This window comes from Mesorhizobium abyssinicae (genome assembly GCF_049887195.1).
GTDB classification, from domain to species: Bacteria; Pseudomonadota; Alphaproteobacteria; order Rhizobiales; family Rhizobiaceae; genus Mesorhizobium; species Mesorhizobium abyssinicae.
On record NZ_JARAKC010000032.1, the window covers coordinates 13860 to 28846 of the forward strand.

Genomic DNA, 14987 nt, shown 5'->3' on the forward strand with positions numbered 1-14987 from the left:
CGACCGAGGTCGAGGATTTCAAACCGCAGGGCCTTCTGAAACCCACGTTGCAGCAGCCGACGTAATATGGAGCAAATCTCACTCACGAATCTACCATCCTTCTAATGTTCGCGCGACGACGGCTTCTTCGAACCTCGGTCAGCCGGATGAGGATGCGACGTTCGTTCGCATGAGTGAAAACCAAACAGCGAAAGGAAGACTCCCATGGCTGGAAAGCCTGAAAATCCTGGCCGGCCCGATCATCCGTCCGGTCCTCCAGACCATGTGCCAAATCCTCCGGATCACGCGCCGGGGCGGCCCGGACACATCCCTGGGCCGAAAGACCCTCCGCACGTTCCGCCGAGGCCGGTTGGCGCTGCATGATTCCCTATGTCGATCTGAAATCCACGGAAGTACCGAAATGGGAAGAAGATCCAGTCAACCGCAATCGTATGCAGGCCGAATTGGATCATCTTTTCCATTTCGCCGGGAGCACACTTCTCGTCGATGAAATAGCGTTGGCGGATGGTGTCCTCCACGTTGAGTTTCGATGGCCTCTGCCGGACGGGCGCCTGATCGATCTCGAGGCAATATATCCCGACTCGTTCCCGCGGCTCCGCCCTCATGTGATGCTCCGGTGCGAACCGGAGGGATACCCATCGCGTCACTGCGCCCCAGACGGCAGTCTATGTCTGCTCGGCCGGGACAGCGGCTTGTGGCAGAGCAGGATGACTTTGGCAGACATCCTTTATTCCAATCTGGCCAAGGCGCTCGACGCTTCGAAGGATGAGGACCCACAGGGTGAGCCGGCGGAGGTCTGGTGGAATGAAACCGCCGATCGCAGCAGCGGCAACTATGTGCTGGTCGACAGTTCCTGGGATCTTTCGGGGTTCGACCAGGGTAAAGTTGAGATCGAATTCGTGGTGGACTGGGGGAAAGATCGTCCAGCGATCCAGGCCGCCGTCTCAAAGGTGTGGAGCGATACCGGAGATCTGCTCGCCGAGCGCAGCTTTCCGCTCCCAATCACCCTTGGGCGAAGACGCGATACGGCGGTATTTCCGTGGAAGCGGGACGATCATCTTCCCATGCCGGTGCACCAGGAGCTGCCGAGTCTGCTAAAGCGACTCGGTCACGGCTCGCGCTATGCGAAAACCTCTGGTGGCGATATTCGGATCTCCGCCACGCTCAAGAGATCGGAATTGCAATTCCAGACATACGGTGACGCATGGGTTTTCGTTTTGCACTACAGCAGGAAAATTCTTCGCATCACCAGGAACGGTGCGCAGAAGACCAAAGGAGTTGGTTTCGTTGTCCCTACCTACAGGGCCGGGATCGGAGACATTGGCAGCCGAGTCCCCTCTGTCGGAGCCCTGCGCGACAAGACGGTAGCCATCGTGGGACTCGGAGCTTTGGGCTCGCCGCTGGCTGCCGAGTTGGCCAAGAACGGCTGTCGAAAATTGATCGTGTTGGATTGTGATTGTGTCGAGCCGGGGAACTCCATCCGCTGGGCTGCAGGTGCTTCAGCTTGGGGCAGGCAAAAAACAGAGTTCATCAAGGAACATATCGAGCTTGAATACCCCTGGACCACCGTGCAACCGATATCTCACAGGATCGGCAGCGCTTGGGCGGATGGAGTAGGAGACCACCAGCTGCTTACCGGCTTGATGGACGAAGCCGATCTGGTGATCGATGCTGCTGCCTCGACCGGAGTTTCCTTTTTCCTGGCCGACTGCTGCCGAGCGCGCCATGTTCCAATGATCTGCGTTTATGCCTCGACGACGCTGAAGGGAGGGGTTGTCGCATACCATCACCCGGAATCCGGCTGCCCGGTCTGCAAAGAGATTGCCTACGCCGCCGGCACAATTGATAGACCTCCCGGCATCGGCGACCCTCAGGGGCTGATCCAGCCGCCCGGCTGCTCCGAGGCCACCTTCACAGGTGCATCGTTCGATCTCCAGGAACTGACGCTCGAAGCCGTTCGGATGGCTGTCGGCGTTCTTTCCGGCCCGCAGGACTTCGAGGTGTCGCTGGTCCATACCCTCACCTTGCACAATGGTTTGAAGCGGATACCGCCAGCTTGGAAGGTGGACGAATTGCGGCCCAGTCCGGGGTGCGGATGCCTCACGTAGTCTGGCTTCCCCGCTCCGTGGTCGACGTCATGAAGTCTGAGGCCGACCAATGGTATGACAGGGAAACGGGTGGAACCTTCATGGGCTACTGGGCCGAAACCCGTGTGGCCGTGGTCACGAGAATGATCCCGGCCGGCCCCAATGCGAAGCGCGCACGCTGCAGCTTTCTCCCGGATCAGGACTGGCAACAGGCCGAAATCGCTAAGCACTATCACCGATCAGGTAGGCTCGACACCTACCTCGGCGACTGGCATACCCATCCGGACACGGTTTCCAACAGATTGAGCGGAACAGATCGAGTCTGTCTCAGGAATGTCATCGGAACGCCATCTGCGCGGGCTTCTACCCCTATTATGATGCTGATGTGCGGCAAATCAGCCTGTTGGATGCTGCACGCCTGGGTTTGCGGAATGGAGCCACGCTTCTTCTTGATCGAAGGCCTATGCGAGCGGAAGGCCGAAGTCGCGATATATGGCTGAAACGACAATTGGCGCGAGGACAGAGTGCGGGCTCCAAGATTGTCATCTCCCCCGGTGCTGGGGCTGCCGGGGCCGATGCTGCCATGTCTGAGCCGATGAGGCCCTAGCAATGCCCCTTCTTGCCACCTTTCAACGCACGATGCTCCGGATCGATCGATCCGGTCAGGCTGGCCGCGGCTAGCCCGTCCTTAACGAGGTCGGGCAAGGTCTTCTTCATTTAGCCGACCCCATCGGAGCGCCTTGCCAGCACATTGCTTACAGGGTTGGCGGTCTGCAGGGCGGCAATTTGCTGACGAGATGTTAACTTTCGTGTCAGCCGGTAACTGTTTCTGCACCCAACCACGGTACCCTCAACGACGTCGACCTGGGCTTGCCGACGTGCTGGCCCGCATTGCGGATCTTCCTGACTCGCGTCTGCACGTACTACCCTGGGAATGGCAGCGCCTGCGCGGACCCGACAAGCCCCGCCGATCAGCAGACGCCTGACTTTCACCGACGCTATATAGAGCCGCCGCGCCCATACGCGTCTGCCAATCGTGCGCCTTGGTCGTTACTATCGTTGTAAATTCTAAGACATAGATGTCTCTCTATCAACGATCCGTCCGTCTTACTACAGCATGCAGAAGCACATTGAGACCTGCAATAAAGTCTTCCGGCTCGCAGGACTCCTTGTTATTGTGCGTAATACCGCCCTTACAGGGGGTAAAGATCATAGCGGTCGGACAATAGGTCGCCAAATGGTAGGCGTCGTGACCAGCTTGCGACTGAATTTCGCACCAATTGCAACCTTGGCGCACTGCTTCATCACGCATGATGTCAATCAATTCGGAGCTGAAAACGTCTCCGCCCCAGCTCCATTCGTCCTCGATGACGGCGATGCAGCCTGCCATCGCGGCACTCGCCTTCGCAGTACGGCGCATTTTTTCGGCCATTACTTTCGCGGTTACCGGATTGGGGTGCCGGACGTCTGTAATGCACAGAGCCGTCTCCGAGAGGATGCCCGGTTTGTTGGGCCAAGCTGCTAAGCGCGCGCCTGTAGCTTTGCCGTCATTGATTGCGAATTCCCAGCCTATATCGTCAACTGCGGTGAGGAACCGTGCACCAGCGATCAACGCGTTATGGCGCAAATCCATCGGAGTCGGACCGGTATGGGCGGTTTCACCTTCGAACCGTACGCGCATGCCATAGGTCGGGTAAGCGCCGGTCACGATACCCACTTGCCGCCCCTCGGCGTCCAGGATGGGACCTTGTTCTATATGCAACTCAAAATAGGAGTCGACCTCGCGTGCTTTGCAAGATTTACCACTCCTGTAACCTATCCGCGATAGCTCATCTTCGAACCGGAGCCCATCATCCGCGACGAGGTCATAGACCCAGTCTCGACGGTCGTCCGCCGTGATTTCGCCGACTCGGCAGCATCGGTCTTGTCGCGCTTGACTAATGGTTGACGTAGGCCGGGGCATCAAACCTGACGTCGTGGCCAAGTGCTGCCATCTCACGCGTCCAGTAGTGTTTGGGTTCTGTTTCAGGTCAAGCTTTGCTGTTTTCAGGTGCAGCCAATGGGCGCTGTTTCGCATGCTTTCGCTGGTGTGTCCGCCCAACAGTGAGGCATATGTGTGAAAAAATTAATGACAAAGGAAAACTTGGAAAGAAAAATGGCACTATTTACGACGAAGCGTGGGGGCCGCTGTCTATCAAGAATATACTATCCTTCGAGGTCGAGTTGACGGGCCAGATTGGCAATGCCCGTCTTGGCAGGCGAACCCGACGGTTCGCACGAAATCCCCGTTCGGGAGAAGGCGGGGTCTCACGTGCCATCGCTCCGCGCATCGGCCGACCCTTAAGGTTCTTGTGGTGGACGCTGACATTGAAGTGGCGCTCTACAGCCTGTCCGACGACCAGGCCGAGTTCCAAATGGGCCGTCCTGCATACGTTTCCTCGACGGCGGTGTGTGCCGACACCGGCCTAGTTCTCTCAGAAGCACCAGGCAGGGCTGGAGAAGAACGGCTATCGTTCCGACGTCGATGAGCCGGGCGACGGCCTACTGGGCACGATCCCCGATTTCCTCGCGCACACAGGCGCCCGTCACAGAGGTGGGCACAAACGGCGAGAGCCATTTGTCGTGACGCTCGGGCGGCTGCACATCATGGCGGCCAGAGCGGAGAACCGTCGGCTTGCCAGGAGCCTCCTCCCAGTGCACCACAAACTATTGGATGCCCTGTATGCAGCCAGTGCCGTTAGGTTATGGGGCGGTCACTCGGGCGTTCGACTTGCCCCATCCAGAAAACAGGTCGCTCAGCACAACGCCGGCCAACGCTTCCACCTCTGCTTGACCGATTTCAGCGTCGCCTTGCCGACCGAACAGAACGACCTCGTCGCCGCTACGAGCATCAACAATATCGGTGACGTCTGCCACGATGGAATTCATGGACACGCGACCGATGACCGGAGCCCGTTGCCCTTGCACCAATACGGCGGCGTTGTTGCCGAAACTCTGGCGATAGCCGTTGGCGTAACCAACAGGAATGGTGGCAAGGCGGCTCCAGCGTGCCAGTGAGGCTGTGCGCCCGTAACCGATCGTCCCACCGGCAGGGTATTCCCCGACGGATGAGATGCGCGATTTGAAGGCGAGCACGTGCCGAAATGGCGGGCGCGCCCCGACACATCCGTAGAGGGCCGCTCCAGTGCGGACCATGTCGAAGTGACACGTCGGCACACGGAGCGTCGCGAGCGAGTTTGCAATGTGAAGCAAGACGGCCTCGCGTCGGATCGTCGTGTTCTGGAATATCCAGTCCGTGTCGCGCCTGAAAATTTCCAGACTGTGCAGAATATGCTGACGCTCCACATCCGCGAAATGAGACATGATACCGACGATCCTCAGGTGAGGATGCGCAACCATGTCCAATACAGCGCGCCTGCCGCAATCAGTCGAGATTTCCATCCCCTCCCGGCTCATTCCGGCCGAATTCAAGTTAAGATGGACAGGAATCTCGCTCGCGCATGAGATAGAGATCGCATTGATCAGGCGTGCGGTTTCAATATTGCCGACCATCTCTTCAAGATCATAGCCCATAGCTCCGACAATTTCGGCGGCGGTCGCGGTTCGAAGGCGCATTAGGCGGCCGCGGAATCCTGCAGATCGAACCACTTGAGCCTCTTGATTGTCAGCTACTCCGACACAGGGGACATTCGCCCGCAAAATACTCGGCATCATCGCTGCAGCCCCGGCACCATAGGCGTCGGCTTTTACGACCGCGCAGAGTTCTGTCCCGTCGCTCAGCCGGTTCATCACATTGCGCAAGTTGTTCTCGAACGCGCCGATACTCGTCTCAATCCAGGCTTGAGGAGGGTGGGCATCAGGGGAGACTGTCATCACACGCCGGCCCATTTCGACAGTTCGCTAAACATCCGGCTCTCCCTGCCAGTGAGCCAAAGAGCTGGGATTTTCAGATAAAAGTTACCTGCGCGTTCAGATGTCGTCTGAAGCGGTCTCCCGGCCATTCGAAATTCCGACTTCAAAAATCTTGTGCAAGCCCGTAAGACACGCCCAATTTTTCGTAGCAACAGGATTTTAAACTTCCAAACGTTTTTACATGTAATTTTTACTGCTACCATACGGCGTGACATGTAATCGAGACGTTGCACTCTCTGCCAATGAGTCTTCTGAACTCGTACTGTGAAGCCGAGTAAGCTCCCGTCTCTATCAGGCGATCCAAACGGTTCAGCACCATTCCTTGCGCCACGCCGACAGCTTCTCGAGAGCTTAGAAAGCGAAGCTTGTCCATCTGTGAGCAGGTGCGCAATGATAGGACGGTTCAGTTCATCGGGCATATATTTGGCGACCTTCAACAGCCTCGGGAACATGATGCATCTGGCCCATAATCTCGGGGAGAGACGCTGCTCGCGAGTTGACCGATGCAATCGAAGCGGATTTTCGCCGGTATTCGACAAGGGGCCGCGAGTTGCGTTCCATTCTCCTACTACGTCTGCCGAAGTTGACCCCATTGCGAGCATCCATCCAATCACTTGGGGTCCCGTACTAGTGGGCAAGTCATGCAACGACCGCCTCCCCGTCCGCGGCTTAGCTCCGCACCCTCGACGGTTATCACTTCCACGCCAGCGAGCTTCAGCAGCGTATTAGTGTTGGCATTACGGTCGTAGGCAACCACAACGCCCGGTTCGACCGCAATGACATTGTTGGCGTCAGCCCATTGCTCCCGCTCTGCCCCATATCGATCGCCCCCGGTAGGAGCCGTGCGGAGGGCCTTAACTCCCAAGGCATTGGCCACTACAGACAAGAAAGGTTTAGCCTCTTCAGTGACATCGACTGTGCCATTGCGGTCGCTCGGACGAAGCGTAAATGTCCGCAGCCGTTCCACCACAGGCGGGTAAACCGTCACGAGGTCTTGGTCGCAGAAGGTAAAGATAGTGTCGAGATGCATGAAACTGCGATCCCGCGGCATCAGAGCTGCGATGACGCGGGTGATTTCATTGACCGTGAACAAGCTGCGCGCCAATGCTTCGACCGCCTGCGGCGTAGTCCTCTCGCCCATGCCGATCAAAACGACGCCTTCACCAATGGGCATCACATCCCCGCCCTCAAGACTGGGAGTTCCGTTCGTGCGATCAGACGACAGGCATGTAAAGCTAGCGTCGCGAAATCGGGGATGGAAGCGGTAGACCGCCTCAACGTTTTCTGCCTCAGGTCGTCTCGCAGCCCAATACAAGGTATTTACAGATGCGCTGCCATAGATCCAGCATGAACTGTCACGCATGAAAATCTGGTTCAGTAAGGGAGGTAAAACAAAATCCTCGGGCTTCATTGTCCGCCCTGTCAGTCCGCGCGGCTCAAACTCAAGATCCGCACGCGCTATTCCGCCAGTTAGAAAAGTCGCGAGTTGGCTTGACGGCATTTCCTCAAGCCAGCTCTGCAACTCCTCGGCGAAGTCCAGGCCGACGACTAAAGGACAGACGCGTCGACTTAGGAGCCAGCGGCGGGCATCAGGCAACGCCATGGTTTCCGATAGCAGTTCGCCTAAAGAGTGAACTACCACGCCGCGCTCACGCAGTACCTCCACGAAGGCGTCGTGCTCCTCTTGTGCACGCTCGACCCAAAGCACATCATCGAAAAGGAAACTCTTGCAATTCCCCGGCGTAAGTCGGCGGAGGCTAAGGTCTGGTCGGTGAACAAGCACTTCGCGCAGCCGGCCAACTTCTGAGTAAACACCTAAGTTCGTCATTGGCCTTCCTCATTGGCAGTCGAGGGTGTCAGGCCACGTCTCACAGAGAATCGCCACGGGACTAAGAGGCAACGGCACCTTACTCCTGCTTTCCGCAGCTCTCGCCTCTGAAGAAATGTTGATGCCGGTCGCTTTCCGATAAGAGGTCTTTGGTGCGGACATAGACGGCTCCGTTTTGCGAATGACGGTTCTGGAGACTCAAAAAATATGCCGATTAAGAAAGACATACATGTGAATACCAGGCGTGGCATCGGACAAAGTCACTTCAAGGCTTGTCAGCCCACCACAGAGGATTTTCGGCTTAGGACGCAGCAAGTCCCAAGTTTTCGATCAGCAGTGGCGACGATTGTCGATCCGTGCGAGCGGCTGCGCGTTCCAGATGACGAACATAAGTGCCAGCGAACCGAAGAAAAGCTTCCCGACTTCGTCGATTGTTCAGCCGAATACGGTGCAAGGTCGTCGCCCCCGAAAGACGCAGCGCCACGAGACCGCTTCCCTGTTCAGCCTCCGGCATCTGACAATGTCAGCTCTCACACATCGCTCCCTTAGTGTCATGCCCTGGTTTTCAAAGATGGCTTGAAGTTGCGCGGCATTTGATGGACGGGACATGCACGCACGCCTGGTCCGGAATCGCGTCTCAAGAATTAGATGCTGTGTGACGAGCGGGGCGAGGGTGTGGCATCTTTCGGCGCTGTTCGAACCAACTATTCAGAAAGGCGAAACCATGCCGCAGTTTTTGACGCAATTCCGGTCCCTTACCGCTCTCGAACAGGATAACACGATCGGTCGCCGTCATCGGAATGAGCAAGGCTAATTGGCTGGTTGCAGCGCTTGTTCCGGGATTCAAGCGCCAAGCCGCTGAAGAGGATTGATGCTGACGCGCAATCATTGTGAACCAGCGGATCGCGACATTCACCTGCGCCTCCCGCATCAGCCGGCGGTCGTGCACGATCCCGAGCAGAAAGCCGGCAAGCATAAGACGCACCGCCACCTCAGGATCAATGCCAGGCCGACCGTTATCGGCACAGTAAAGGTCAGCTACCTCCTTGCGCAGCCAATCCAAATCGAGAACGCGATCTACGCGGGCCAGAATGTGATCGTCGGGAACCAATTGCCGCAATGACCCCGTCAGGAACAGCTCGAGCTGATCCCGCTCCTTTCGTCTCAGCATCGCTAGCCCCCCGAGAATCAAGGCAGCTCGATTGAATCAGCGTGACGGCACTTCTTCAACAGGCCCACGCGGCAGCGCTGCCATGTCGCGCCAAGCACCTTGGTGACGGCGGCCTTGAGGCCTTCGCGCGCATCGGAGACGACGAGCTTGACGCCGCGCAGACCGCGACGTGTCAGCTTGCGCAGGAACTCCGTCCAGATCGGCTCGGCCTCCGAGGTGCCGATCTCCATGCCCAGGACCTCGCGCCGGCCGTCTGCGCTGACGCCGACGGCGATGATGACAGCGACCGAGACGATCCGCCCACCGCGGCGGACCTCCAGGTAAGTGGCGCCGATCCACAGGTATGGCCAATCGCCCTCGATCGGCCGCTCCAGGAAGGCCTTCACCTTGCCGTCGATCTCCTCGCACAGGCGCGAGACCTGGCTCTTGGAGATGCCGCTCATGCCCATGGCCTTGACCAGGTCGTCAACCGACCGGGTCGAGATGCCTTGCACATAAGCTTCCTGGATGACGGCGGTCAGCGCCTTCTCGGCCATGCGGCGCGGTTCGAGGAAACCCGGGAAGTAGGTTCCCTTCCTGAGCTTCGGGATGCGCAACTCGACCGTGCCGGCCCGCGTCTCCCAGTCCCGGTCGCGGTAGCCATAGCGCTGGGCGAGCCGCAGCGGGTTCTTCCCGCCATAGGCGGCGCCGGTGGCCGCGCTGGCGCGCTCGCGAGCGGCTTCGTAACCCCAGAGCTACACCACCTGATGGGAGTACGTCATGCCAAGCTGATGATTGCTTGTGGGTGCAAGTCCCATCCGGCCAAAGCCGTAGCGGGCAAGCCGGGACCGAGTCTTGCGGGCGTCGCGGCAACGCGGGGTCTGAACTGTAGACAGGAGCCATGCGGGGTGCGGGAATGAGCCTCGAAAGGTGGATGTTCGCGGAGGCCGAGTGTGTTCCCTAAACACGAAGGCAATATGAGCATCGTCGTTACGCGAGACGATGCCGCTCCGCCGGGGTCGATGGCCGGATCACGCATGGAAGGTAATTATTGGAACATGAGAGGCCCGACCGGGTCCGCTGGATTGGTCTCCAGCGGGGGACAGCAGCAAGGTACTGCCAGAGCTGCTGTCCGAGCTGAGGTCGGGAGTCGGACTGGTTCATAGTACCGGTGAAGCCGTCGAAGGAAACGAGGCGAGTGGAGGGAAGGGACCAGCCTGAGGGGAGCCTGCGCGAGGAAGCCAAGGTCCGGACACAGAGCCGGGTTGCCTTGCCGCCGAACCTCGAGCGGGTGAACGCGGCGGCCAAGCAGGCTGCCCAAACCCGGTTTACGGCCCTGCTGCATCATGTCGACGAGGCCGCCCTGTATCGGGCGTTCCGGCGACAAAAGCGGCAGGCGAGTGCTGGGGTCGATGGGATAACTGTGGCGAAGTACGAAGAGCGGCTGACGGACAACCTCCGCGATCTCTGCGAACGGGTCCACACCGGTCGCTACCGGCCACAGCCGGTGCGGCGGGTCTACATTCCCAAAGCCGATGGCGGTAAACGGCCTCTCGGGGTGCCGGCGCTGGAAGACAAGATCGTCCAAGGCGCGGTGGCCGAGGTGCTGAGTGCTGTCTACGAGGCCGACATTCTGGGGTTCTCCTACGGCTTCCGGCCGGGGCGGAGCCCCCACATGGCGCTAGATGCCCTGCATACGGCGATCATGAGCCGGCGTGTGAACTGGGTGCTCGATGCCGACATTCGCAGCTTCTTCGACTCGGTCGACCACGAGTGGCTGCTGCGGATGGTGGCATACATTGGGCTGTGGTTGCGGGCTGGCGTCCTTGAGAGCGGCGAGAAGCAAGAGACGGACAGGGGTACCCCGCTCGCCAATATCTTCCTGCACTACATTCTCGATCTGTGGGCCCACCAATGGCGTCGTCGCCATGCACACGGTTGCGTTGTGATCGTGCGCTACGCCGACGACTTCGTCATGGGCTTTGAGAAGAAGGCCGATGCAGAGGAGATGCTGTTGGTCCTCAAGGCGCGGCTGGCCGGCTTTGGCCTGACACTCCACGAGGACAAGACGCGGCTGATCGAGTTTGGGCGGTTTGCGGCCCTCTCCCGGCAACGGCGTGGCGAGCGGCGACCCGAAACCTTCGCCTTTCTGGGCTTCACCCACTACTTCGGGCGGACCCGGGATGGCCGGTTCATCGTGAAGCACAAGACGGAAGGGAAACGCCTGACGCGCAAGCTGACGGCGCTGCGCCAGGATGCCTGGCGGCTCATGCACGCGCCAATGGCTGCGCAGCACAGGTGGTTCGCCGCCGTTCTGCGTGGACACTACGGCTACTACGGCAGGCCGCACAACTACCCAGCGCTCAACGGATTCCATCGGCAAATGCGCCGGATATGGCTACGCTGCCTGAGACGGCGCAGCCAGAAAAGCCGGCGCATGGGCTGGTCGGAGTTCGAGACCCTGACGGCGCGCTTCCCCCTGCCAACTCCGCGCATCACTCGAACTTGGGCGCAAGCACGGATATGACGCGGGTTACTCTCGGGAAGAGCCGGGTGCGGGAAATCCGCCCGCCCGGATCTGTGAGGGCGAAAGCCGAATGGCTGAGCTACTCGACCACGACCCTTGGATGCCTTAGGGAAACTTTCGGCAGTGTTTTTGGTGAGGTAATCATGGCTTCTCCTAGCCCGTAACGCGTTTGCGATGACCGCGCACGAACTGTGCCAAATGAGAAAACCATTTCGACAAGCTATTGATCGGACTAGGCTATGTTGCGTATCCGACATTGTCCGACATCGGACACGGTCGATCGCCACCGTTTAAAGGGAACTAGGTGAACTAGCCGTCGCAGACCAAGTGGTTCCGACGAATATGGGTCTGCGGCGGTGGCGTTAGCGCGCGACCGCGATTGCTGGGTTCGGGAGCATATCGTTGCTCTCAACGGTAGATGCATGAACCGTGACAGGTTTCCGAACCAGCGATGGATGCGGTCTGACCTCAGTGGCACGATCATCTCCCGCGTCGATATCGTGCGTGCAGTCGCGTGGGGTGAGGCTTATCAGACGCTGCCATTCGTGCGGCCCGGCGGCGACCATCCTGGCCAAGGTCCAAGGCTGGCCCCAAAGTCGAGCGCGTGCTGCAGACGATCGACGCCATCGATCAACTCGGCATAACCGCACTGGCTACAATGGGAGTGCTCTGCCCGATTCTCAAAGCCGCGCCGCCGAAGTGAACGCATCAGCCAGCTCGCTGATCGGCTTCTACGGCATCAATGGCGCAGGGGTCGTTTTCAGTCGGCGATCTCGTCGCCGTAGCGCCGCCCCAACCACTCGCAACCTTCCTTGCCGATCGCGGCTATCTGCCCAAGGGTGTGCTGCTGCTCTTTCACTCGCACCACCTCTTGGTTGGCTCGCCGATTGCATGGGACACGGTGGAGGACCCGCTATGACGATTGCGGTCAGGTGGTCTCCGATCCGACGATACGGACGACAAGCGTACCGTCGAGCACCGCGCCGACGAGACCGTTTTCGTCGGCAAATCAGGGTAATGAACGTGACAGCGGGCAAATATCAAAGGAGTAGCTCATGCGAGTAGCCATGGTGACGAACGGTGATTTTACCGGTATAATTAACCGGTTCGGTCTTCCTTATCCGCAGCCGCCGCAGCCTTGGCCGCAGGAAGGGACCGTCGAAAGGGTGGTGGCGGCACTGCACGAGGGCGGCCACGAGACGCTGCTGTGCGAAGGCGATAAAGGACTGCTCGCTACGCTCGAGCGGTTCATGCCCCCAGATCCGCAAGGCCGCCCCTCCGGAATCGTCTTCAACTGGGCACATGGAATTCAGGGCGAGTATCGTTTCACCCACGTTCCGGCCATGCTTGAGATGGCCGGTGTTCCATACACCGGATCGAGCCCGCTCGGGCATGGACTGTCGCACGACAAGGTCATCACTAAGACGATCATCCGCGATGTCGGTGTGCCGACGCCGAACTTTTGCGTCATGCGTCGCGGCAACGAGAGTACCGGCGACCTGCGCTTCCCAGTGGTGGTGAAGCCACGTCGCGAAGACTCCAGTCTCGGACTACAGCTCGTACATGAACCTGCTCACTTGAGACAGGCCGTGGAAGTGATCGTCACCCAGTATGCGCAGGATGCGCTCGTGGAAGAATACATAGACGGGCGAGAAATCTGCGTTGCGCTGCTTGGAAACGGAGAGCCTGAGGTGTTGCCCTTGGTGGAGCAGGACTTCGGCGACCGCGAAACGCGTCTTATGACTTGGGAGGCGAAATTTGCGGCGGCCGCTGCGGTGCCGAAGATTTGCCCGGCGCAAATCGGGAGCGGACTTGCGACGGTGCTGCGGGATATCTCGGTTGCGTGCTTCCGTGCCTGCCAGTGCCGCGACTTTGCCCGCGTCGACCTCCGGATCGATCGCTCCGGCCAGCCCTTTGTCCTGGAATTCGACTGCATGCCGGGGCTCAGTATGCAGTCCCCTTATACCATAGCCGCGATGACTGCCGGACACAGCTTCCCAGGCTTGATCAATCGCATCATCAATGTCGCCCACACCCGGTATTTCGGAATCGGCATCCCCTAGGGCGAACACGCGTCGAATTGCCGAGCACGGCCGGACACGAGGCTTGATGCGCCGATGGTCCTGTTCGATCCGATTGTTATCAGGCATGAAAGGCGCGACGCGCCAATCCGTATTTTATTTTCTTGCACGGATGGATCGACTACCGTCCGCCTACCCGGATTGGGGTGTCGGGAGCACGCATGGCGGGCAGGCCGAAGTATCTGATGAACTGAGCCGAGAGTTCGAGCTGTTATCTGGCCGCCCCCTTCGACTTGCCCGGTTGCGCCGCGAGCGCGGATCCGTACTTGTCGTGTAAACCGCCGGCTCCCAAGCTTGCTGAACCTGGAAAGAAGCCGGGAATGAGAACCATTGCCCTTGATGTCCACCGATCATTCGCCCAAATGGCGGTCTTGGAGAAAGGCAAAATCCGCGGGGCGGGGGGGGGAGCGATTTCGAACGCAGCCGCCTTTTGCAGTTCGCCATGAAGCTCAAGCCAGTGACGAGATCGTCATCCAAGCGACAGGCAATACAAGTGCGATCATTTTGTGGGCTGGGGGTCGTAGTCAATCCGATCCTGGTCCGAGCCATCGCCTGGGTCAAGGTCAAGACCGACAAGATCGACGCGGCAGCGCTGGCGAAGCTTCATGCGAGTGGCTTTCTACCCGAAGTGTGGATGCCGGACGAGGCAACCGAGACGCGTCGTCGCGTGGTAGCGGAATGAACGCTGCTCGCCTCCCAGATGACCCGTCTCAAAAAACTGAATTCATTCCGTTCTGCACGCCAACCTAATCCCGCCCCACAAGGGCACCCTGTTCTCAAAGCGGGGTAGGGCGTGGCTTTGATGCTCAGCCGCTCGCCGAGGATCAGCGCGGTGTCGTCCTTCGCCATGCCGATGAACTCGATCGCCTTGGCGGAAGAACTTGCACAGGTTGACAAAAGCCTCGCAAAGACGGCCCTCCAGGACCCACGAATCAAGCGTTTGATGACGATCACCGGCATGGATGTCACGATGGCACTGAGTATCGTGGTAGCCGTTGACGATGTCGAACGGTTCTCATCGCCGGAAAAGCTTGTCAGCTATTTTGGGCTCGACCCGCGGGTTAGGCAGTCCGGCGACAAGCCGGCTTATCATGGCCGCATCACCAAACATGGCCGAGCCCACGCGCGACCGATGCTGGTCAAGGCGGCGTGGGTCATTTCCGGCGTGCCTGGCCCGCTGCGGGCCTTCTTCATGCGCATCCGTGACAAGCGGGGTAAGCACGTTGCCGCGGTCGCGACGGCGCGCAAGCTGGCGGTCATCGTCTGGCAAATGCTGACCAAGGCCGAGGACTACATCTGGAGCCGCTCCTGGATTGGAAGCTCCAAAAGCTGGAATTGACCGCCGGCTAGCCGTCTCAACGCGGCGGCAGGGCAAAAGGCACCGCCGCCTACAGCAACAAGT

At 59.2% G+C, this 14987-nt stretch carries 10 protein-coding genes and 3 pseudogenes; 7 read left to right on the plus strand and 6 right to left on the minus strand.

What is annotated here, in order from left to right:
* Nucleotides 1-359: 359 nt before the first annotated feature.
* Together PU724_RS31335 and PU724_RS31340 are read left to right on the plus strand one after the other, a co-directional pair.
* The gene (locus PU724_RS31335) at nucleotides 360-2108 is read left to right on the plus strand and encodes a ThiF family adenylyltransferase (protein ID WP_426213754.1); all 1749 of its coding nucleotides are present in this window, start codon (nucleotides 360-362) and stop codon (nucleotides 2106-2108) included.
* Nucleotides 2096-2587 carry a Mov34/MPN/PAD-1 family protein gene (locus tag PU724_RS31340; protein WP_354426097.1) on the plus strand — a complete coding sequence of 164 codons (492 nt, stop codon included), beginning with the start codon at nucleotides 2096-2098 and terminating at the stop codon, nucleotides 2585-2587. The genes PU724_RS31335 and PU724_RS31340 overlap by 13 nt, the downstream gene beginning before the upstream one ends.
* Nucleotides 2588-3177: 590 nt before the next feature.
* Here the strand turns inward: PU724_RS31340 and PU724_RS31345 are convergent.
* The 6 genes and pseudogenes from PU724_RS31345 to PU724_RS31370 all read right to left on the minus strand — a co-directional run.
* A complete protein-coding gene (locus tag PU724_RS31345; protein WP_426213755.1) occupies nucleotides 3178-4164 on the minus strand; it encodes a M20/M25/M40 family metallo-hydrolase in 987 nt (328 codons plus the stop codon).
* Between the two features lie 665 nt (nucleotides 4165-4829).
* Nucleotides 4830-5960 (minus strand): alanine racemase, encoded by a 1131-nt coding sequence (alr, locus tag PU724_RS31350; RefSeq protein WP_354425777.1) that lies wholly within the window; start codon nucleotides 5958-5960, stop codon nucleotides 4830-4832.
* A 281-nt stretch (nucleotides 5961-6241) separates the two neighbouring features.
* Nucleotides 6242-6451, minus strand: a pseudogene (locus PU724_RS31355) (Lrp/AsnC family transcriptional regulator); the annotation flags it as partial.
* Between the two features lie 158 nt (nucleotides 6452-6609).
* A complete protein-coding gene (locus PU724_RS31360; protein WP_354425773.1) occupies nucleotides 6610-7827 on the minus strand; it encodes an arginine deiminase in 1218 nt (405 codons plus the stop codon).
* Nucleotides 7828-8464: 637 nt separating this feature from the next.
* Nucleotides 8465-8998, minus strand: a complete 534-nt coding sequence (locus PU724_RS34190; RefSeq protein WP_483238254.1) for a transposase — start codon at nucleotides 8996-8998, stop codon at nucleotides 8465-8467.
* A gap of 53 nt (nucleotides 8999-9051) precedes the next feature.
* Nucleotides 9052-9696, minus strand: a pseudogene (locus PU724_RS31370) (IS256 family transposase); the annotation flags it as partial.
* A gap of 452 nt (nucleotides 9697-10148) precedes the next feature.
* On the opposite strand from PU724_RS31370, the gene PU724_RS31375 reads away from it, so the two are divergent.
* The 5 genes and pseudogenes from PU724_RS31375 to PU724_RS31395 all read left to right on the plus strand — a co-directional run bounded on the left by PU724_RS31375 (nucleotide 10149) and on the right by PU724_RS31395 (nucleotide 14924).
* On the plus strand, nucleotides 10149-11504 hold the full coding sequence (locus PU724_RS31375; RefSeq protein ID WP_354425771.1) for a reverse transcriptase domain-containing protein: 1356 nt from the start codon (nucleotides 10149-10151) through the stop codon (nucleotides 11502-11504).
* Nucleotides 11505-11953: 449 nt separating this feature from the next.
* Nucleotides 11954-12147: pseudogene (locus PU724_RS31380) on the plus strand (DUF2840 domain-containing protein); the annotation flags it as partial.
* Between the two features lie 412 nt (nucleotides 12148-12559).
* Nucleotides 12560-13567 carry a D-alanine--D-alanine ligase family protein gene (locus PU724_RS31385; RefSeq protein WP_354425770.1) on the plus strand — a complete coding sequence of 336 codons (1008 nt, stop codon included), beginning with the start codon at nucleotides 12560-12562 and terminating at the stop codon, nucleotides 13565-13567.
* A gap of 460 nt (nucleotides 13568-14027) precedes the next feature.
* Nucleotides 14028-14267, plus strand: coding sequence for a hypothetical protein (locus PU724_RS31390; RefSeq protein ID WP_426213756.1), 240 nt, complete (start codon nucleotides 14028-14030; stop codon nucleotides 14265-14267).
* Nucleotides 14268-14387: 120 nt separating this feature from the next.
* Nucleotides 14388-14924 (plus strand): transposase, encoded by a 537-nt coding sequence (locus PU724_RS31395; protein WP_354425775.1) that lies wholly within the window; start codon nucleotides 14388-14390, stop codon nucleotides 14922-14924.
* The last annotated feature ends 63 nt before the right edge of the window (nucleotides 14925-14987 follow it).

Excerpts from the sequence above, each read along its gene's own strand:
- PU724_RS31335 (WP_426213754.1), top strand. The coding sequence starts at position 360 with ATGATTCCCTATGTCGATCTGAAATCCACGGAAGTACCGAAATGGGAA.
- PU724_RS31340 (WP_354426097.1), top strand. The coding sequence starts at position 2,096 with ATGCCTCACGTAGTCTGGCTTCCCCGCTCCGTGGTCGACGTCATGAAG.
- PU724_RS31345 (WP_426213755.1), bottom strand. The coding sequence starts at position 4,164 with ATGCGAAACAGCGCCCATTGGCTGCACCTGAAAACAGCAAAGCTTGAC.
- alr (WP_354425777.1), bottom strand. The coding sequence starts at position 5,960 with ATGACAGTCTCCCCTGATGCCCACCCTCCTCAAGCCTGGATTGAGACG.
- PU724_RS31360 (WP_354425773.1), bottom strand. The coding sequence starts at position 7,827 with ATGACGAACTTAGGTGTTTACTCAGAAGTTGGCCGGCTGCGCGAAGTG.
- PU724_RS34190 (WP_483238254.1), bottom strand. The coding sequence starts at position 8,998 with ATGCTGAGACGAAAGGAGCGGGATCAGCTCGAGCTGTTCCTGACGGGG.
- PU724_RS31385 (WP_354425770.1), top strand. The coding sequence starts at position 12,560 with ATGCGAGTAGCCATGGTGACGAACGGTGATTTTACCGGTATAATTAAC.
- PU724_RS31390 (WP_426213756.1), top strand. The coding sequence starts at position 14,028 with ATGAAGCTCAAGCCAGTGACGAGATCGTCATCCAAGCGACAGGCAATA.
- PU724_RS31395 (WP_354425775.1), top strand. The coding sequence starts at position 14,388 with ATGCTCAGCCGCTCGCCGAGGATCAGCGCGGTGTCGTCCTTCGCCATG.